This window comes from Marinobacter sp. MIT930201, assembly GCF_047122665.1.
GTDB classification, from domain to species: domain Bacteria; phylum Pseudomonadota; class Gammaproteobacteria; order Pseudomonadales; family Oleiphilaceae; genus Marinobacter; species Marinobacter salarius.
Genome location: NZ_CP138916.1, coordinates 2324073 through 2343266, shown reverse-complemented (window position 1 = coordinate 2343266; position 19194 = coordinate 2324073). Strand labels below are relative to the sequence as shown.

The following is a 19194-nucleotide window of genomic DNA, read 5'->3' as shown; positions in this document are numbered from 1 at the left end:
GGAATTTGTAGCCAGTCTGTTTCGAGAAGCTCTCGACTTCGGACTGACTGCTACTCGACCAGCACCTGCCAGCCAACATTCGGCGTCGCGCTACCCGTTAATGCAACCGTTGTAATAGTCCCGTTTCGACCTGCAGCACTACCAACAATGTCTTCAAAGGTCAGAACCTTTTCGAAAGTAGCTAGCTCATCGACCTCTACAGGAGCTCCAGCAGGGCAAAATCCACCGCTCCCGTCGATCTCTCTGACTGTCCCGTTTAACACAATGGCATCCCCCGCCTGCATCACAAACGTCTGGTCTGCATAACTGCCGCTAAAGTAGAGAGTCGCAAGGTTCCCGACTTCAATGTAATTGCAGGCCGGTGCTTCCACTAACACGAAAGAAGAGTTATCGGTGAATTCTCTTGTGTTTACGACAACTCTACCTGGATAACGATCGCCGCCTCCCTGGGCATAAAATGTCCAATCCCATTCGTTGTCACTGCCAGCAGCATTCAACGATAAGAAAGTGTAGCGAAGAGTGACCACTGCATCGGGAACAAACGGATTGCTGCTCGCTGCCCTTTCCTGACCGTCATTACGATTGTCATCATCCGTATCGGGATCTGTCGGATCCGTTGGCTCAGGATTCAATCCGCCGCGATTCACCTCGTCACCATCGTTCACGCCATCAAGATCGGTATCAGCCAGCAATGGGTTGGTGTAAAACGTACTTGCGGTCGAGCGACCAGGGATAAGCAGGAGAAAACCCTCTTGCGTTTCTGCTTTATCCGACAAGCCATCCGAATCGCTGTCGGAAAGTAACGGATTGGTTCCCAGGCCCCCGGTCGAGCTCGGGAAATCCAGAACCGGATAGAGCTGCCCAAGCTCGGCATACTTTCTCAGGTCATTCACTTCCTCGTAGTCAGACAGTCCGTCACCATCAGTATCCTGATTATTGGGGTCGGTCCGCAGGTCCCGTTCAATCACATCCGGCAAGCCGTCGAAATCGGTATCGGGCAGCGACGGGCTCGAATTAACCTGACGGCCTATGGCTCCGTTCACGCTCACCACCCATCCCAGCGTGTCTTCTTCCCGATCTGAAAGACCATCGAGATCGGAATCGATGAAGTCAGAACCGTCAAACTCGGTCGGGTTCGACCCCAGCGCCAGCTCCAGGCCGTCTACAAAAGTATCCGCATCAGTATCCCGTCGCAACGGGTCACTGACCAGGCCCTCAATAGCAGGGCGAACTCTGTCATCACCTTTGGTGACACTATCAATCAACTGATTGTTTCCCGGAAGAATAACAACACTTTCCGGATAGACAGGGTTGCCTGAAAACACGCGCTGAATATCGTCACCATTCTTTAACGAATCGGCAATTCCGTTGCCACCATCCACGATCGCCAGTCCAGCATCAAAGCCCTCAAGCTCGATGAAGTCCGAAATGGCATCCCGGTCGGTATCCCGCTGAGTCGGGTCCGTCGCCGGCGGGATGCTGTTGATCGATTCGTAAAGATCGTCGCCCGCCAGGCTGGTTGTCAGAATGTTATCCGTACCAGGACCAACCACCGCCGTACCATACGCCACGATGGCCCCCACCGGCACCAACTGCTCATCGGTATCGCTCGCCTGGCTCTCTGCTACACCATTTCTGCCGGCAATGATGCCAATGGCCTGATCTATGACCACAGGGTCTCGTTGTAAAAATGCACACAAAGCGTCCGTTCGGGAGTCATTCGCCTCGCAGTAACGACGCAAGTCCTGCTCAACGGGGTCGAGCAACCCGTCGCCATCGGTATCCCGAAAGCGCGGTGATGAGAAGGTTTGCCTCAGGTTGCCGCCGTCCACTGCAACCTTCCAGCCCACATTGATTTCTGCGAAATCTCCCAGGCCATCCCGGTCGGTATCCCTGGAATCCGGAATGCCGTCGCAGAAAGGCTCCGGCAGCGGGCACCCTCCGGCCACATCCGGATCAAAACCTTCCCCAAAGGAACCGTTGACGTAGTTGTCCGTTCCGCTGTCCGTGGATCCTGACAGGAACTCGTTGCGGGCAAACAGACCATCCCCGTCCAAGTCTTGCAGAAACGCCAGAAACAGGTCGTTGCCCGCTTCCACCAGAATTTCATTGAAATCCGCTGCAGGCGGTAGGCTTTCAGCCGTCAGTACGACCCAGCCCCGGTTCAAGTCACCATTGCGCATAGTGTTAATGCGCACCAGTTGTTCCGGTCCGCTACAGGCATTGACCGGTTCCACAACCGGAACCAGGCACCGAACGTCTGAGTCGCCTGCCTCGCACCCACAGTCTGCAGCGACCCGACACACGTCACCCGCTTTGTTGGAGCTAACTGCACAAGTGCGACTGGTCTCATAGCCACTCACAAACTCAACTTGATCGTCGCCGAAGCGCCCCGTGTCCAATCTGCCGTTGGCTCCTGGACCGATCACCAGCGTTCCGATACTTAAACCGGTGGTATCTCGGGGCACAATCTGGACATCGTCCCCCTGAGCCAGACTGTCGGCGCGTTTGTTCAAACCTGCAACAATGCCGCTGGCGACATCAGGGTTGAGGATTAAATCATCGCCTGCAGGTCGGCTGTCCAACCACCCATTCGGACCAACAGTAACCACCGCCTCTCCATTAAACTGGGTGACGATGTCGTCGCCGCCCACCGATGTCGGGTTATCGGTGTCAAGAAGACCATTAACACCGGAAACGATTCGGTCAAGCGTGGTGTCGTGCCGCGGAACGTCCATAATAGCCTCCAGCACATAACCAATCGGCAAACCGATCGCGTCGCCATTTGGGGCATAACCTCCCAGATACCCGCCACCGGAGACCCCGCCATCATCCAACACACCGCTGGTTGCGACCAGATAATCCGTTGCTGAATCTGCATCACCAAAATCTAGCGCGATACGGGCGGTGCGGTCGCGGGCCACTTGGTTGATAAAGGTATAGGTACGGCCCAGTTCATCGGTCACCCGGTAATTGGCCACTCGAAAGACCAAGCCGTCCGGCTTGCGCATTATGTCCTCAACTAGGTTCGGGAACACTTCACGGCTGGCGAACAAAAATGGTCCGCGCTCGGTGCTGAACGCCCCCAGGCTAACACTCAGTGGCGTCCCTGAAATTAGCTCTGAGTTCGACACCAGCGTAGCGACCGGCAGGAAGTTGGTCCTACTACCGACTTGTTGCAACACCGTAATTTCAATATCGCTCACGTTAAAAGGAACGTTGCCAAGATTGAGAATCGACAGATCAACATCAATCCGGGCCCCGACGACTTCCCTCGCTACCGTATTGGTAGTGGACAGCTCTGCCCCCTTGACCAGGGAGTTCTCGTAAACTTCCTGGCTTTCCTGCGCCGACTCGTCGTCCGTGGCCACCGTGCTGGACGCACTGTAACCGCCAGTAACCGTCAGCTCAGCGCCACCACTTAAGTTATTGCTACTCCCGCCGAAGAAATTGCCACTTCCAAGTCCCGCCCGAAGTGACGCCTCGACGCCCCACTCCGTGGTATCACTGCTTGAACTTGTAAACGAAGTGCTCTCGCTGGTCGCCAGCGTCGAATTGGAGCTTGACTCCTGGGAGATCACTTCGCCGGTCTCGTCCGTGTAGCTGTAGCGCTCGTCAATCTGCAGTCGAACATTCCCCACATCAATGCGCAGTTTGGGCAGGTCCGCAAGCAGTGGGTTCCGGTTCAACTCAAACAGTTCGGTATAGTCAGAGAGTTGGTCGCCGTCGGTATCAGCAAGCAGTGGCGATGTCTTCAAGTCGAAGTGTTCGAAGCCATCCTGTAAGCCATCGTTGTCAGAGTCCTGCGCAAACGGGTTGCTAAAAATAGTGTTGAGTTCGAGGTTATCATCGAGGCCGTCGCCATCGGTGTCGGTGGCGCGGGGGTTCATGCCGTACTGCAGTTCCGCGCCATCACTGACACCGTCGCCATCGGTGTCGGCCACGTCCGGGTCACTGGTGACCTGGCGTTCTACGATGTCGCCGTTGGCCATCTCAATGATCACGGTATAACCGCTCTGTTCTTCGTTGTCGTAGAGGCCATCGCCGTCGGTATCAACCAGCGTACCGGCGTCCGGCCCGGTGCCGGCAAAGGTGGTGCTGTTGGCGACAATCACATCGAGGGTGCCATTAGCGACACTGAACGACTGGCCGTTAATATCCCGGACGTTGCCCACCGTCACCCGGTAGGTCAGCGAATTCTGGGAACGGGTGGTCAGCACAACGGCACTGCGATCAGCGCCGGAGAATTCAGCAGAGACAACCGTCAGGCCACTGGCTTCAGGATTAACGTTTTCCTGGCCAATCGCATAGTTGGCCGGGTTGATGGCGCTTATTCCCATTGGCTTGTTGAAGTCAATCACCACACCAGTATTGCCAGACGAGCGCGCGCTGGTCACTGCAGGAGCCGTGGACGCTGCCGTATTGCGGGAAAGGCCTGAGAAATTCAGGTTACTGGCGGACGCAAGCAGTGGTAGAGCGCTCACCTTGCCAGAAACGCCGGTCAGCGTGACGGTGTAGGGCACATCGTCCTGCGGCCCGGTGGTCAGAATCACGCTATCACCGGAAGCGCCCATAGTGGCCGCCAGAATCTCCAGCGTTTCGCCCCCTGGCGTTTCAATCCGGTAGTTTTCCAGAAAGCCCGCATTGTCTGACACCGGCTCATTGAACAGCACCTCGACCACCGTATCGCTCAGGGAGGCGACGGACTCAATGATCGGCTCATTTGTGCCGTTGCCGGTGAACACCGTTGCCGGATCATCCACGCCCACCAGATCGAACTCCAGGGTGCCGTTGGGCACCAACTGGAGGTCTGACCGGGCGGGGGCAATCTCAAGAAGCACCGTTCTGCCATCTGCCGCCATGTTTGCCGCAACAACCGGCGCAGAGTTTCCGTTGGAGAGTACAACGTTGTAGTTTTTTATGTTTTCAGCCGCGTCTTCGGAGGCCGCCCGTTCAAACGTCACCTCAACATACCGCTGGCTGAGCGATTTGACGTCGCTGACCGGTGGAAGCTCCTCGGCATTCGGTTCAATCTGGCTTGCTGAATCTGTGTCATCATCGCTACTGCTGCCACCGCAGGCGCCGAGCAGGAGCACAAACGCCAGAACCGTCAGGCGGGACAGTTTCTTCCAGACTCCAGGGGATAAAACAGGGCCAGACCGGGCATACCCGGCCTGCATTGATCCGTTGCCGCTATTCACAGTGGGGGTGTTCATCATCGCTCCGAGTTCCGTTCAGCGTACGCTGGTATGGTTCGGAGCTGATGCAGCCATAATTACGGCAGACCAAGCTCAACAGACTGAACGATACCTTCGTGTTTATGGTTGTTGTTAACAATTTGTAACTAAACAAGTATCCGTAAGGAGCGCGAACGAATCATTAGCCATAAGCGCTAATTTCAACGGAATCGGGGTATTTGCCAGCGTATTTGCTACACTTCTGCTCAGTTTCGATGGCCCAGATCAGGCGATTGCTATGAAGATACTCGTCGTGGACGACCACCAGCTCTTTATCGACGGCATCTGGCACGTTCTCCAGAAAATTCATCCCCAGCCTGATATCACCGAAGCAAGCCGTGCCGAGCAGGCCATTGCGCAACTCGAGTCTGACGAATCATTTGATCTGGTACTGATTGATCTTGTGATGCCGGGACTTAATGGCCTATCGATTATTCAGAGAATGCATGAGCAGGGGATCTGGTATCCCGTCGTCGTGGTATCCGGCGAGGAATGCGCCCGAACCATCAAGACGGCATTGGAAATGGGCATCCTCGGGTTTATTCCCAAGAGCTACAGCAGCCAGAAAATGCTGGCCGCGCTGGCCTGCGTACTGTCAGGTGACACCTACATTCCACCCGGCATCCAGAAACAGATCGATACCCTGAAACCAAGACGGACGCCGCTCGCCGGCAATATCACCAGACGCCAGCGCCAGGTTCTGGAACTGATGGCCAGGGGCTATTCCAATCGCCAGATTGCCACCGCGCTTTTCCTGACCGAACACACCGTCAAAGCCCATGTGGGCTCCCTGCTACTTGAGCTGAATGCGGTCAACCGCACCGATTGCGTTCATATCGCCAGAACACGGGATCTTATCGAACGCTGAACCGCAGGAGCCAGGCCGCTATGTCTGCACTGGACATTGAGGAACGCATTACGTTTGAGTCGCTCTCTCCGTATTTTCCAAGTCTGCGCAGGTGGTCGATCGTAACCGCGATCGTGCCACTCACAGTCGTGATCGTTCTGTGGCCCCGCAATGAAGCAACGCTCTTGGTTGGCTGGCTTTTGGCTGCATTGGCGGGCATTTACGCGAAATACCTGTTATCCCGGCACTACCAGTTACACGCCTCACGAGACAAGAGCGCCAGCAAGTGGCACGTGGGGCTGCTTCTGAGCACCGCCTTCATGGGTTCGCTTTGGGTAATTGCGACTTTTGCGTTTTTTGATGAACATTCTGCTCCTCACCAGGTGTTCATGATTACCGTTGCTGTGACGCTTGGCATCGGTTCCATTACCTCCGGTACGCACTGGCTGCCGCTATACTATGTGTACGGCGTCCCCATTCTGATCGCATTAATACTGAGATTGGCCTTCGTCGGCAGCCTGCCTTACCTTGCACTCGCGTGCCTTATGGTGCTGGCCTTGCTGACGGCGATAAACATCGCAAAGCAGCTCAACGCCACCGTTCGCTCGGAAATGCGATTGCACTATTCCAGCGCTGATCTCGCCCGTGAGCTGCAACACAAGACCAGAGAGGCACAGGAGGCTGTGTTCGCCAAATCGCGAATCCTCGCTACAGCAAGCCATGATCTGCGCCAGCCATTACACGCCATCTCGCTGTACATTGATGCACTAAGAGATACGCCAAAACACAACCGACAGGAAGGCACTCGGATTTTTCGACGCCTGGATACCTGTCTGGGCATACTGAGAAAACAGTTTGACGGCATTCTTGATATTTCGAGACTGGACGCCAACGCCGTGCAGCCGGAACCCTATCACTTTGACATTGCAGAGTGTCTCGAAGGATTAGAGCGCGAATACCGGGAGGAAGCCAGGAACAGGCACCTTAGCCTGCGTATGCATTCATCAAGAACCGTCGTTTATTCCGACCGCGCGCTGCTGGAGCGCATCCTGCGAAACCTGATAACAAACGCTCTGCGCTACACCAACACCGGTGGCGTACTCATTGCCTCCCGACGACGCAAAGACCACGTCCTCATCCAGGTGATCGACACCGGCTCAGGGATACCGCCGGATAAGCAGGAAACGGCGTTCATCGAGTTTCAGCAACTGGACAATGCAGGCCAGGAACAGGAAAAAGGACTCGGGTTCGGCCTGGCCATCGTACGCAGGTTGTGTGAATTGCTGGGCCTCCCACTTTCACTACGATCCAGGGTGGGGTACGGATCCACATTCGAAATCCGCTGCCCTCTAGGAAGCGAGGCCCAGGCAGAGAATCATGTCAAGCACAATGCCAACCATCCCCACGCGCACGACAGGCAGAAACTCGTGCTTGTCATCGACGATGACCCTAGCGTTCTGGATGCCATGCACACACTGCTATCCCGCTGGGGTCTCACCGTGATTGTGGCTGAATCACTCGTTGATATGCTTCAAAAAATGCCCGAATCACAAACCGCTCCGGATCTCATCCTGACCGACCTGAGCCTGCTTAAAGGACCCGACGGCATTGGAATCATTAGCCAGTTGAGAGATCATTTTCGCACCAGTATCCCCGGCGTGCTTATCAGCGGCACCACCGATACGGATAAACTGAAGCAGGCCAGATCCAGCGGTTACCGGCTGGTGCAGAAGCCCATTAATCCCAGTGAGTTGCGCAGCCTTGTTCAACATCAGTTATACGCTCACAACTGACGTTTCGGGACGCCCATAAAAAAGCCCCGCTATCCGGAAACCGGACAACGGGGCGGAAAAACACGAACTGGTTAGGGGTCAGCCGTGTGTGAACCTGTTTTCACGCCGAATTTCAGGCGGAGCTTCAGGCCGCAGCTTCGTCACTCTCGCTCTCATCAACGGAGTTTCGAATCAGGAAGTCGAACGCACTCAGGGCGGCCTTGGAGCCTTCACCCATAGAGATCACGATCTGCTTGTAGGGCACGGTGGTAGCGTCACCGGCCGCAAACACGCCCGGGATGGAGGTTTCGCCCCGGTCGTCGACAATGATCTCGCCATGCTGGCTCAGCTCGATGTCACCTTTCAGCCACTCGGTGTTCGGCACCAGGCCAATCTGGACGAACACACCTTCCAACGATACATGGTGGCTCTCTCCGGTTGTGCGGTCGGTATACTGAAGGCCGTTCACCTTGCCGTTTTCGCCGGTAATCTCAGTAGTCTGGCCCGAGGTAATGATTTCCACGTTCTTCAGGCTGCGCAGTTTCTTCTGCAGCACATCGTCTGCGCGCATGGCAGCGCCGAACTCAATCAGAGTCACGTGGCCAACAATACCCGCCAGGTCGATGGCCGCTTCCACGCCGGAGTTACCGCCGCCGATCACCGCCACACGCTTGCCCTTGAACAAGGGGCCGTCGCAGTGCGGGCAATAGGCCACACCTTTATTGCGGTATTCCTCTTCGCCCGGAACACCCATCTGGCGCCAGCGAGCGCCGGTGGACAGAACCAGCGTGCGGCTCTTCAAAGAGGCGCCATTGGCCAGACGCACTTCGTGGTAGCCACCCTTACGGGCCGCCGGGATCAGTTTTTCAGCGCGCTGCAGGTTCATGATGTCTACATCATATTCCTTGACGTGCTGCTCCATGGCCGCCACCAGCTTGGGGCCCTCGGTGTAGGGCACAGAGATCAGGTTCTCGATGCCCATGGTGTCCGCCACCTGGCCACCGAAGCGTTCTGCGGCGATACCGGTAGAGATACCCTTGCGCGCCGCATAGATAGCGGCTGAAGACCCCGCCGGGCCACCTCCAATGACCAGCACCTCGAACGGGTCTTTTTGCTGGAGCTTCTCAGCGTCACGAGCCTCTGCACCAGTGTCGACCTTCGCGATAATCTGCTCCAGAGTCATGCGGCCCTGGCCAAACGGCTTGCCATTGAGATAAACGCTGGGCACTGCCATGACTTCACGCTGCTCCACTTCATCCTGGAACAGGGCACCGTCGATCGCCGTATGCTTGATCCTTGGATTGAGGACGCTCATCAGGTTCAGCGCCTGGACCACGTCCGGACAGTTCTGGCACGACAGCGAGAAGTAGGTTTCAAACTCAAAGTCGCCGTCCAGGTCTTTGACCTGTTCAATCACTTCCTGGCTGGCCTTGGGCGGATGACCACCTACCTGCAACAGCGCCAGAACAAGGGAGGTAAATTCATGGCCCATGGGGATGCCGGCGAATCGCACGCCGATGTCGCTGCCAACACGATTAATGGCAAATGACGGGCGACGTACTTGCTCTGACTCTTCCGTGCGCAGGCTGATCTTGTCAGACATGGGCTCGAGCTCGTCCAGCAACTGCTTCAGTTCCTGGGATTTTTCGCTGTCGTCATAAGCGGCAACCAGCTCGATCGGCTGCTGCAGCTTGTCCATGTAAGCGTTCAACTGTTCCTTGATACTGGCATCCAACATGCTCTCTTTTCCCCTCTGGATAGCGTAAAACTGAATGTGCGAACTCGGTTTGAGTCGTGAATCGAATATAGGAGAACGATACGGACTGGCCTTCCACAGCTCAAATTAATTGATCCAAAGTATTTGATAGGTCTTTGCTATTCGACTCGGTAAATCAATTGGATAGAATCGAGTAGGAGGGGGAGTTATCTCCCCCGTCCTCTCACACCACCGGGCATACGGTTCCGTACCACGGCGGTTCATGGTCGGCTCTGAAGCCGAGTCATCGTATCCAGCAAGCTTACCAGAGACAGACGGTCGAATACCCTCTTAGGCAGGGCCGCGTTCATATGAGACGCACCGCTGTTCCACCAGGGTCCACGACCATTGGTCGCGCTCCTCCAAGCCCTTATCTCAGTCAAGCCTAGCCGTACCAGGTTGCGGGCCCGCGTGCGGGTCCGCTTCCACTGCTGCCACAGGATCAGGCGAAGCCGCCGTCTTATCCAGCCATCCAGGGCTTCGACCGAACGCTTCGAGGCGGTCAGGCGATAGTAATTTGCCCAGCCTCTCAGCACCGGGTTCAGGTTCCGGATGGTGGTCGTCAACGACTGTCCCCGTGACCGTTTCAGCAGGGGGCGAAGCTTGGCCATGAAGGCCTTCAGGCTTTTGGGCGCGACTCTCAACCGGACCTGACGTTTATGCCAGCTCACGCTGTAACCCAGAAAGCTCCGGCGCCAGGGGCGATCCACGGCACTCTTCGCCGTATTCACCGTCAGGCGCAGGTGCGTTTCCAGGTAGTGGGTAATGCTGGTCATGGTCCGTTCACCGGCTCGTCGGCTGCGAACGTAGAGGTTGCAATCATCCGCATAACGACAGAACCGGTGCCCCCGGCGTTCCAACTCCCGATCCAGTTCGGTCAGAAGCACATTGGACAGCAGAGGAGATAAGGGACCGCCTTGTGGCGTCCCTTCCCCCCTCGGGCTGACCAGCCCGCCTGACAGCATGCCTGCTCGCAGGTAACGCCGGATCAGGGTGAGTATCCGCCGGTCAGTGATGTGACGAGCCAGCAGGCTCATCAGCACATCGTGATTGACCCGGTCGAAGAACTGGGCCAGATCCAGATCGACCACCCAGCGGTGGCCGTCGTTGATATGCCGTTGCATCGCCTTGACCGCCTGATGGGCACTTCGACCAGGACGGAACCCGTAGCTGTGATCCGAGAAGGTCGGCTCCAGCATCGGGCTCAGTGTTTGGTGAAGTGCTTGCTGGATCAGGCGATCCTGCACCGTCGGAATACCCAGTATCCGTTCCCCGCCTTGCGGCTTGGGGATGCTGACCCGGCGTACCGGTTGAGGATGGTAGTCTCCGGCCAACAGCCGCTCGCGCAGTGTTGGCCAATGCTGTTGCAGGTGGCCCTTCAGGGCTGTTACCGGCATCTGATCGACGCCAGCCGCCCCTTTGTTGGACACCACCCGCTGATACGCACGCATCAGGTTCGGGCGCTCAAGCACCTGCTCCATCAGCGCGTTCGGCTCCGCGTTCGTCCACGGGTGAGCCCCCGCGCCTGCCTCGACACGGGCCTCAGTACCTGCCGGGTTCCGCCCAACCCCTTCCTGAATGCCCTGACCCATCCGGGTCGCTTCTGTCTTCATAAGCACATCACGAGAACTCACCGTCTACTAACGGCCAACCATGTTCGGTCCTTCAGTACGCGGTAACGCACCTACTATGACCTCGGCTGAGTTCTGGCTCCCCATCCCCACCTCTCGCGAAGTGAGTAGCACAGCGGCAGAGAACCAGACTTCCCAGGGTAAGACGCGTGACCTTCACACTTATGCCCGCCGCATTTACGTCCACACCTTCCGTGCAAGTACAGGGCTTTGACGATAGTTGACGCCTTACCCGGTGTGACCGCCTCATATGCGATTTCTGTTCGTCAGGCCAGTGCTTTGCCTGCGGCTTCCTTCAGATTCCATCTCACGATGGACACCCTTGCCGTCCGGCTAGTGGTTCCCCTTGCCGGGTCCACAGGGGACTTGCACCCCCAAGTCATCCGGCCAGCACCACCTGAACCGGAACAGCGCCCGTCAAGGCGCTACGCGCCATGCCTGGCGCACAACAAAAAAGGCCCGCAGAGCGGGCCTTTTACAGGTTTCACTGTTACCGAAACCTTAGATCTTGCCAACCAGGTCCAGTGACGGAGTCAGAGTCGCTTCGCCTTCTTTCCACTTGGCCGGGCAAACTTCGCCGGGGTTGTTACGAACGTACTGAGCCGCTTTTACCTTGCGCAGCAGGTCGTCAGCGTCACGGCCGATACCTTCGGCAGTGATTTCCATGGCTTGGATAACACCATCCGGGTCGATCAGGAAAGTAGCGCGGTCTGCCAGGCCCTGGCCTTCACGCATCACACCAAAGTTGTTGGTGATGGTGCCGGTCTGGTCGCCTACCATGAAGTAGTTGATCTTGCCGATAGTCTCGGAGCTGCTGTGCCACGCCTTGTGGGTAAAGTGCGTATCGGTGGATACGGAGAATACTTCCACACCCAGCTTCTGCAGCTCTTCATACTTGTCGGCAACGTCGCCCAGCTCGGTCGGGCATACGAAAGTGAAGTCGGCCGGGTAGAAGAAGAAGACAGACCACTTCCCTTTTACGTCGGCTTCAGAAATTTCAACGAACTCGCCGCCTTTAAAGGCGGTGGCGTTGAACGGTTTAATTTCGCTGTTAATCATACCCATAGTAGATATCTCCCGTTGGTTGAGTTTAGGCATTGGCTAACTTGAGTTGGCTAAAGTATTGATTTGATCAAAAACATTCAAATTGATTGTTTTTAGCCGTTCGATAGGAAACCGCTATTTTATTTTTGGGAAGGCTGCAGAGAAGGACTAATCCGTGTTATCGGGCTCGAAGGCGCCCTTATGAAAATCGATGGCAGTGTCCACTTCTTCCATGCCGCAGACCCTTGGTTCCGCCAACGTGCCACCGGCCAGTGCCCGAAGCACTGCGTGCACGCCATGAGACAATGATTCGGTATTGTAACCGCCCTCCAGCACCATGACCAGCCGGCCGTTACAGTGCTTGTCCGCAATTTCCTGCACAATGCCCGTCATGGCTGAGAAGCCTTCGTAGGACACATTGAGCGCCAGGTCGTACCAATGGGCATCAAAGCCGGCGGAAACCAGTACCAGGTCCGGTTTGAAGTAGTCTGCGGCGGGTACCAGTATCTCCCGCAGCGCTTTCAGGTAAGCGACATCGCCCGCGCCACCGGGCATGGGCACGTTAATGGTGGTGCCCTCGCCCAGGCCGGCGCCTACGTCGGTTAACGCGCCACTGCCTGGGTAAAATGGTGCGGCCCGGTGAATATCAAAAAACATGGTGTCCGGATCCGCCCAGAAGATGTCCTGGGTACCATTGCCATGGTGGGCGTCCCAGTCGACGATCAATACCCGTTCACAGCCCAGCTCCGCCTGCGCGTGTGCAGCCGCAACGGCAACATTATTGAAGAGGCAGAACCCCCTTGCGCGTACTGGCTCAGCATGGTGACCAGGCGGCCTGACCATTGCGAAGGCGCTGTTCGTTCGGCCCTCAACCACCGCTTCCACGGCTGCGATGGCCGTGCCTGCAGCCACTTCGGCAGCTTCAACACTGCCCGGTGAAACGGCTGTGGTATCCACATCCAGCCACGCACTTTCGTCCCGCAATGAGAATATGTCGTCCAGGAACGAAGTCGTATGAACCCGGCTCAACTGATCCGGCGTTGCCGCCTTACCAGGCTCGATCCGGACACCGGGAATGGGATCACGGGCGAGCAAGTCCATGATCGCGGTAATACGGCCTGGATGCTCGGGGTACTTCCACTGCACATTGAGGCCTGAAAGAATGGAACGTACCCGTTTGTCCAGGCGGCCGGGCAGGAAATCCATGTTGGTATCGGGGTGATGGGCCAATACCCGTTCATCGTAAAAGACCGTGACGTCCCGTTGTTGTGCCAAGGCAATGCTCTCCTCTGCCGGGCCTTAGCTCAAGCATAGTCTTCTCAGGGCAAATCACAACGTTGCTCACAACCGCCAACGCGTCGGATTCGAGTGTTTGAGCACTCCGGCATCGTCCCAGTCATTCCAGCCAGTAAAGGGAATTGGCGCGTCCTGTTCAATCCCCGACAACCGGTGCGCCCACTGGTCTTTCAGTGCCTCCAGATGGTCCCGGAACGCGCCTTCCTCCTGATAGCGGATGCCGCCACCCTGCACCCCATAGCTTATGTGCGGTGCCAGCACGTCATAGCCCACGTAATACAGTGAAGAATGAACCGGCCACAGCCATTCCACCATATTGCCAGCGCGGCCAAATGGCATGAACGCCTGCTCCGGCGAACCTGTGGTCACGGAACACATCGCCTGTTTACCGCGAAAATAGCCACGATCATAGCGCATGCTTCCCGAGTAAAGTCCGCCATAGACCAACACACGATCAAACCAGCCCTTCAATATGGCGGGTTGAGAATGCCACCATAGCGGAAACTGGAAAATCACCAGATCGGCCCAATTCAGCCTGGCTATCTCACGCTGCACGTCTTGAGGTAATGCATTGGCATCATAGTGAGCCCGCTGCTCCGTCAGCGGAGCAAAATAGCACTCATCCTGACGCTTGCCATACCACGACGAACGCTCCACCGGATCAAAACCTTCCCCATAGAGATCGTCTATTTCTACCTCGTGCCCCGCCAGATTCAGGGTTTCCGTAGCCACATCCACCAAACCCCCACTGAATGACCGCCTTTCCGGGTGGGCCAGTACAATCAGTACCTTCATGTCTGAATTCTCCTTCGTGTTTCGGTGAATTCAGACTAACCTGTCCGATTACGGACATGTATTCCAAATATTTGAGAATATTGTTTGCATAAAAGAACAAGGGGTGAAGCAATGGCAAGACGAGTCACGCTCCCCAGGCGCGTTTCACTCATCCGTTTTAGGAGGTAACCACAAGGGCACCTCCTCACGGCTGGGCGGTTCCCAGTCCTGCTGCATCACGTCACTCAGGGTGTCCTCCAGCTTCATGAACAGCTCACCATAACGGGGGCTAAAGCGGATACCCTCTTCGATTTCCTTCCAGGCGTCGAACAGTTCGTCCTCGTGGGACTTCTCATTATTGATAAATGCCCAGGTCATCTGCCGCGACCGCAATGGGTGAACGCCAAATGCGGTCAGTGCATGGCCACCCAGCTCCACCGCAGAATGGTAGGTTTCGCTCACGACGTCGTCAGCGCCGGCCTGGCGCAACTGATAGCCATGGCCCCGATCGAACGCCCGTGCCAGTACCCAGACGCCGGGGTAGTGTTGTTTTACATGGTGCACCAGGGCCACGGCTCTATCCCGGTCGTCAATCGCAACCACGAGCAAGCGCGCGTGGGCGATGCCCGCCGTTTCCAGTAACCCCGTATGGCTGGCGTCACCGAAATAGCTTTTGATGTTGATACGTCGCAGGTTTTCGATCTGATCCAGGGCCAGATCCAGCGCGACAATGGGAATCTTGTTGGCGCGCAACAACCGGCACACAATCTGGCCAAATCGTCCAACCCCGGCCACAATCACTGGCGCCTGCTCCTCGATCACATCGGCTTCCCGCTGCTCATTGCGGGCTTCACGATACCGCGGCAAGATCAGCCGGTCGTAGGCAATAAACAACAGCGGCGTCAGGAACATGGACAGTGCCACCACCAATCCCAGAAGCTGGGCGATGTCCGCCGGGATCACACTGTTCTGCATGCTGTAGGTCAGCAGCACGAAGCCGAATTCGCCGGCCTGGGCCAGCCCGAGGGTGAACAGCCAGCCATCACGGCCCCGCAGCCCGAATAACAATGCCAGGAGCAGCAGAATTGCTGCCTTGACCAGGATAACCACCAGCGCCAATGTGATCACTGTGCCCCATTGCGCCGCCAGCACCTCAAAGTTGATACCGGCACCCACCGTGATGAAAAACAATCCGAGCAGTAGCCCTTTGAAGGGCTCGATGTTGGCCACGAGTTCGTGACGGAACTCGCTGTTGGCCAGCACCACACCGGCGAGGAAAGCCCCGAGCGCCGGCGACAGATTGACAACGCTCATCAGCGCGGCAATACCGATCACCAGCATTAACGCGGTGGCCGTAAAAACCTCCCGCATACCGGACTGAACCACGTAACGAAACAGGGGCCGGCTCAGGTAATGACCGCCGACGATCACCGTAGTCACAGAGCCGATCACCACCAGGGCGTGAGCCCAGCCCGGTAGATGTGCCACCAGGCTGAAACCGCCCTGGTGCCCGGGGTCCGTCGCCCCAACGCCCGCCAACTCCGATATCGCCAGCAGGGGAATCACCGCCAGCATGGGAATGACCGCAATATCCTGGAACAACAGCACCGAGAAAGCGCCCCGGCCCCCTTCGGTTTTGCTAAGCCCCTTCTCGTTCAGGGTCTGCAGCACAATGGCGGTGGAAGACAATGAGAAGATAAGGCCAACGGCGACGGTGGTCTGCCATTGCAGCCCCATCCACCAGGCAATCGCCATTCCGGCAGCGGAGGTGAGCACCACTTGCAGGCCGCCCAGGCCCAGCAAACGAATCCGCATGGCCCAGAGGGATTTCGGGTCCAGCTCCATGCCCACCAGAAACAGCATCATGACCACACCAAACTCGGCAAAATGCTGAATGGTTGCGGTTTCCTGGCCCACCAGCCCCGTCACCGGACCGATGACGACACCGGCCACCAGATACCCCAAAACCGACCCCAAACCCAGGCGCTTCGCCAATGGCACCGCCACAACAGCGGCGGTCAGATAGATAAACGCCTGGATAAAGTATTCGGTCATTACGGCCCCATCAGGTCAGCGAAGGATAAACACCTTGATACTAGCTGGATTCCCCCGTGTTGCCATCCACCGGAACCGCAAACCGCTGGGACGCAGGACTGTTAATTACGCCTCCACTGCTGTTCAAGCAACGCACGCTCCTGGTTCGGCCCAACGGGGGGCGTGGCCATCATCCGGTCCAGTTCCTCGTCAAGCACACTGCCACCGCTCGCTGTCTGGTATACATCAGGTGCCAGGGAAGGCTCTGCTTCGGCAGTGGCCACCTGTTCCCAGGAACCCTCGCCAGTGCGACAGGCAATTTGCTCCGACGCGGACGTTTGCGTCTCCAGGCGGAACTGACGGCACCATTGGCCGGCCTGGCTCTGGAACGTCAGTCTCGGCGTCAGGCTTGCCTGGTCATTAACCTGGTAAACTTCGCCACTGGGCTGGCTATCCAGAACGTTCGCCACCGCGGGCGACATCGGATCGCCGTCCGTTGCTACCGTCAGCCATTGCGTCAGCGCCACCCCCGCGATGATAGCGGCGGCGATCGCTTTACCCGTGTGGCCGGGCAGCCTGCGCCACCACGGAAAAGTGACCACATTGTCCTGCGCGGGCGCAGCACTCCGGGAGGCCTTTTCCTCCAGCATTCGGGTAATTGATGCCGGCATGGGACGGTTATCAATCGAGCCGTAATGCGCCTGTAGTTCGGCATCCACGGACGCCATCTCGGCCAGTCGATCTGCCAGCGTTGGATCCTTCTCAATCTGGTCCCGAACCGCTTCCATCTCCGCGTCGGTCAGTTCGTTATCGAGGAAAGCCGACAGGGTTTCATCAGTCATCTTCATGAATCGGTCCTCATGGTTACAGGCGCCAGGGCCTCGCTCAATGCCGCCCTGGCTCGGGCCAGCCGGCTCATCACCGTACCCTTGGGCACTTCCAGAATCTCAGCCACGATTTTGTAGGGCATGCCCTGGATTGCCACCAGGGAGATAATCTGGCGTTGGTCCTGTGGCAATCTTGCCATCGCAGCGTCCACTCGGTGCCATTCGATCTCTTTGGTGGTCTGGTGCTCGCCATTGATCACCTGGCCATCCGTCAACTCCGGATGTTCCGCGGCGTCCCGCCGAACCTTACGCGCGCGACACTCGTCTATCCAGACGTTACGGCAAACCCGGAATGCCCACTTGGTAAGGTCGGCGTCGTCCGGCATGTCCCGGGTCAACAAACGCTCCACCGTATTCTGTAGCAGGTCGTCGGCGTCTGACAGGGAGCCGGTCAACGAGTAGGCGAATCGTCGGAGCCTTGGTAATAGTTCGGTGATTTCCTCTTTCATAGCCTTCCATTTCCAAAGGTGCTATCGGTAAAACGGTCGTGAAACCGATTTATTCCATGAACGAAGGAATTTTTTTTCCGCCGGGCCGTTGTATCGTATGACACACATCTTTAATCGGACGGGCACGATGAAACCTTTTCTCTTGAGACACTTGTTCCCTGCAATCGCTCTTTGCACGCTTTCCGCACCGGCCTTGTCCATCGGTGTCGGTGACGTAACCAGCGGCCAGATAGATCCAATAACCCGCCAGGTTGAACAGAAGACACAGCGCATGGTGGAGCAGGCCATGGACCGTCGCCTTGAGAAGCAGATCAACACACAGGCCACAGAGCTCATGGAACAGCTCGAAGCGTTACCGTCAGTCCTTTCCATTCTCACGCGTCAGGGACAGAAAGCGTTCAATGATATCCAACTGGACGACGGTTTCCGTGCCGTGGAAGGTCAGTGGCTGGTGACCGGTACCGCTGCGGAACTCGCCCGCCTTGACCAGCCGGAGATCACAGTTCTCGAACGCCGAGAGCTGACCGGCCTGGGAATGACCGTGGTGCGCTTCCGGGTTACTGCCGAGCTGGATTCCCATAATGCCCTACAGGACGCCCTACCAGAACTCGCGGATCGGCTGGACCGCAACCATATCTATGCTCCGCAAACGGGTGCGAAAGAGCCCCTGTCAGAGACCAAAGTGCCACAGTGGCGTAGCCTCTGCACCGCCCCGGTTCGCGTTGGAATGGTGGATACGTCGATTGCCACAGACCATCGGGTATTTGAAAGTGCACAGGTTGTGCAGGAGCGTTTTCTGGCATTGGCGGAAATGGAAGGAAGTCTCGCTGAGCCTATGATTCACGGCACGGCCGTCGCCAGCCTGCTGGTGGGCAACCGGCCTGGGCAATGGCCTGCCCGGCTGCCGCAGGCTACGATCTTCAATGCCTCGGTGTTCTATGACCGGGATCGCACCCTCTCAGGCGCCACACTTGGTCATTTACTGGAAGGCCTGAACTGGCTGGCCGGTCAGGATTTGTCGGTTATCAACATCAGCCTGACCGGCCCGGACAACCAGCTTCTCGCTGCGGCGGTGAGCCGCCTCAGGGAGCGCGGCGTGCTGATGGTTGCGGCGGTAGGCAATCAAGGGCCCTCTGCCCCGCCATTATATCCGGCCGCCTACACAGAAGTGATCGGTGTGACGGCGGCTGATAGTTCCGGGAAGCTCTACCGCTGGGCCAATCGGGGTGAACAGGTGATGTTTGCCAGCAACGGCGTCACCGTTCCGGTAGCACACCCTGATGCCGGCATGGTTGCAGACAGCGGCACCTCGCTGGCGTCGCCGGTGGTTGCCGCTGCACTGGCCTGCCAACGTAATGAACTTTCGGAAGACAAGGCCATTGGTGCCCTGATCAATGCAGCGAAGGATCTTGGCCGTCCTGGCCGAGACACCGAATTCGGTCACGGCTTTCTGGATTTCTGACTGTC

At 57.2% G+C, this 19194-nt stretch carries 12 protein-coding genes; 3 read left to right on the top strand and 9 right to left on the bottom strand.

The genetic code is table 11. The features are described 5' to 3' along the window. Window positions 1-50: 50 nt before the first annotated feature. Window positions 51-5219, bottom strand: coding sequence for a hypothetical protein (locus SIC19_RS10690; protein WP_091643988.1), 5169 nt, complete (start codon window positions 5217-5219; stop codon window positions 51-53). 256 nt (window positions 5220-5475) lie between these two features. Here SIC19_RS10690 and SIC19_RS10685 point away from each other — a divergent pair, with 256 nt between their 5' ends. Together SIC19_RS10685 and SIC19_RS10680 are read left to right on the top strand one after the other, a co-directional pair. Then, on the top strand, window positions 5476-6105 hold the full coding sequence (locus tag SIC19_RS10685; protein ID WP_075194613.1) for a response regulator: 630 nt from the start codon (window positions 5476-5478) through the stop codon (window positions 6103-6105). Between the two features lie 20 nt (window positions 6106-6125). Beyond that, window positions 6126-7877: a hybrid sensor histidine kinase/response regulator gene (locus SIC19_RS10680; protein WP_127401992.1), complete on the top strand. Its 1752-nt coding sequence runs from the start codon at window positions 6126-6128 to the stop codon at window positions 7875-7877. 124 nt (window positions 7878-8001) lie between these two features. On the opposite strand, the gene ahpF is transcribed toward SIC19_RS10680, so the two are convergent. The 8 genes from ahpF to SIC19_RS10640 all read right to left on the bottom strand — a co-directional run bounded on the left by ahpF (window position 8002) and on the right by SIC19_RS10640 (window position 17727). After that, the gene (ahpF, locus tag SIC19_RS10675) at window positions 8002-9594 is read right to left on the bottom strand and encodes an alkyl hydroperoxide reductase subunit F (protein ID WP_036211647.1); all 1593 of its coding nucleotides are present in this window, start codon (window positions 9592-9594) and stop codon (window positions 8002-8004) included. Window positions 9595-9833: 239 nt separating this feature from the next. Next, on the bottom strand, window positions 9834-11225 hold the full coding sequence (gene ltrA / locus SIC19_RS10670; protein WP_412535514.1) for a group II intron reverse transcriptase/maturase: 1392 nt from the start codon (window positions 11223-11225) through the stop codon (window positions 9834-9836). Window positions 11226-11744: 519 nt separating this feature from the next. Then, window positions 11745-12308 carry an alkyl hydroperoxide reductase subunit C gene (gene ahpC, locus SIC19_RS10665; RefSeq protein WP_007153032.1) on the bottom strand — a complete coding sequence of 188 codons (564 nt, stop codon included), beginning with the start codon at window positions 12306-12308 and terminating at the stop codon, window positions 11745-11747. Between the two features lie 147 nt (window positions 12309-12455). Then, window positions 12456-13562, bottom strand: a complete 1107-nt coding sequence (locus tag SIC19_RS10660) for a histone deacetylase (protein WP_036211650.1) — start codon at window positions 13560-13562, stop codon at window positions 12456-12458. Window positions 13563-13628: 66 nt separating this feature from the next. After that, window positions 13629-14378: an NAD(P)H-dependent oxidoreductase gene (locus tag SIC19_RS10655; RefSeq protein WP_036211652.1), complete on the bottom strand. Its 750-nt coding sequence runs from the start codon at window positions 14376-14378 to the stop codon at window positions 13629-13631. 144 nt (window positions 14379-14522) lie between these two features. Further along, entirely contained in the window at window positions 14523-16412 is a 1890-nt protein-coding gene (locus tag SIC19_RS10650; RefSeq protein WP_127401993.1) for a monovalent cation:proton antiporter-2 (CPA2) family protein, read from the bottom strand. A gap of 101 nt (window positions 16413-16513) precedes the next feature. Beyond that, window positions 16514-17239, bottom strand: a complete 726-nt coding sequence (locus SIC19_RS10645; protein ID WP_127401994.1) for a hypothetical protein — start codon at window positions 17237-17239, stop codon at window positions 16514-16516. Further along, a complete protein-coding gene (locus SIC19_RS10640) occupies window positions 17236-17727 on the bottom strand; it encodes an RNA polymerase sigma factor (protein WP_041332886.1) in 492 nt (163 codons plus the stop codon). The genes SIC19_RS10645 and SIC19_RS10640 overlap by 4 nt, the downstream gene beginning before the upstream one ends. A gap of 127 nt (window positions 17728-17854) precedes the next feature. On the opposite strand from SIC19_RS10640, the gene SIC19_RS10635 reads away from it, so the two are divergent. Beyond that, window positions 17855-19189: a S8 family serine peptidase gene (locus tag SIC19_RS10635; protein WP_169052495.1), complete on the top strand. Its 1335-nt coding sequence runs from the start codon at window positions 17855-17857 to the stop codon at window positions 19187-19189. Window positions 19190-19194 lie beyond the last annotated feature (5 nt).

Bases quoted from the DNA above. Each gene is read 5' to 3' on its own strand.
- SIC19_RS10650 (WP_127401993.1), bottom strand. From the start codon at position 16,412: ATGACCGAATACTTTATCCAGGCGTTTATCTATCTGACCGCCGCTGTT.
- SIC19_RS10685 (WP_075194613.1), top strand. From the start codon at position 5,476: ATGAAGATACTCGTCGTGGACGACCACCAGCTCTTTATCGACGGCATC.
- ahpF (WP_036211647.1), bottom strand. From the start codon at position 9,594: ATGTTGGATGCCAGTATCAAGGAACAGTTGAACGCTTACATGGACAAG.
- SIC19_RS10655 (WP_036211652.1), bottom strand. From the start codon at position 14,378: ATGAAGGTACTGATTGTACTGGCCCACCCGGAAAGGCGGTCATTCAGT.
- SIC19_RS10635 (WP_169052495.1), top strand. From the start codon at position 17,855: ATGAAACCTTTTCTCTTGAGACACTTGTTCCCTGCAATCGCTCTTTGC.
- SIC19_RS10680 (WP_127401992.1), top strand. From the start codon at position 6,126: ATGTCTGCACTGGACATTGAGGAACGCATTACGTTTGAGTCGCTCTCT.
- SIC19_RS10645 (WP_127401994.1), bottom strand. From the start codon at position 17,239: ATGAAGATGACTGATGAAACCCTGTCGGCTTTCCTCGATAACGAACTG.
- ahpC (WP_007153032.1), bottom strand. From the start codon at position 12,308: ATGGGTATGATTAACAGCGAAATTAAACCGTTCAACGCCACCGCCTTT.
- ltrA (WP_412535514.1), bottom strand. From the start codon at position 11,225: ATGAAGACAGAAGCGACCCGGATGGGTCAGGGCATTCAGGAAGGGGTT.
- SIC19_RS10640 (WP_041332886.1), bottom strand. From the start codon at position 17,727: ATGAAAGAGGAAATCACCGAACTATTACCAAGGCTCCGACGATTCGCC.
- SIC19_RS10690 (WP_091643988.1), bottom strand. From the start codon at position 5,219: ATGATGAACACCCCCACTGTGAATAGCGGCAACGGATCAATGCAGGCC.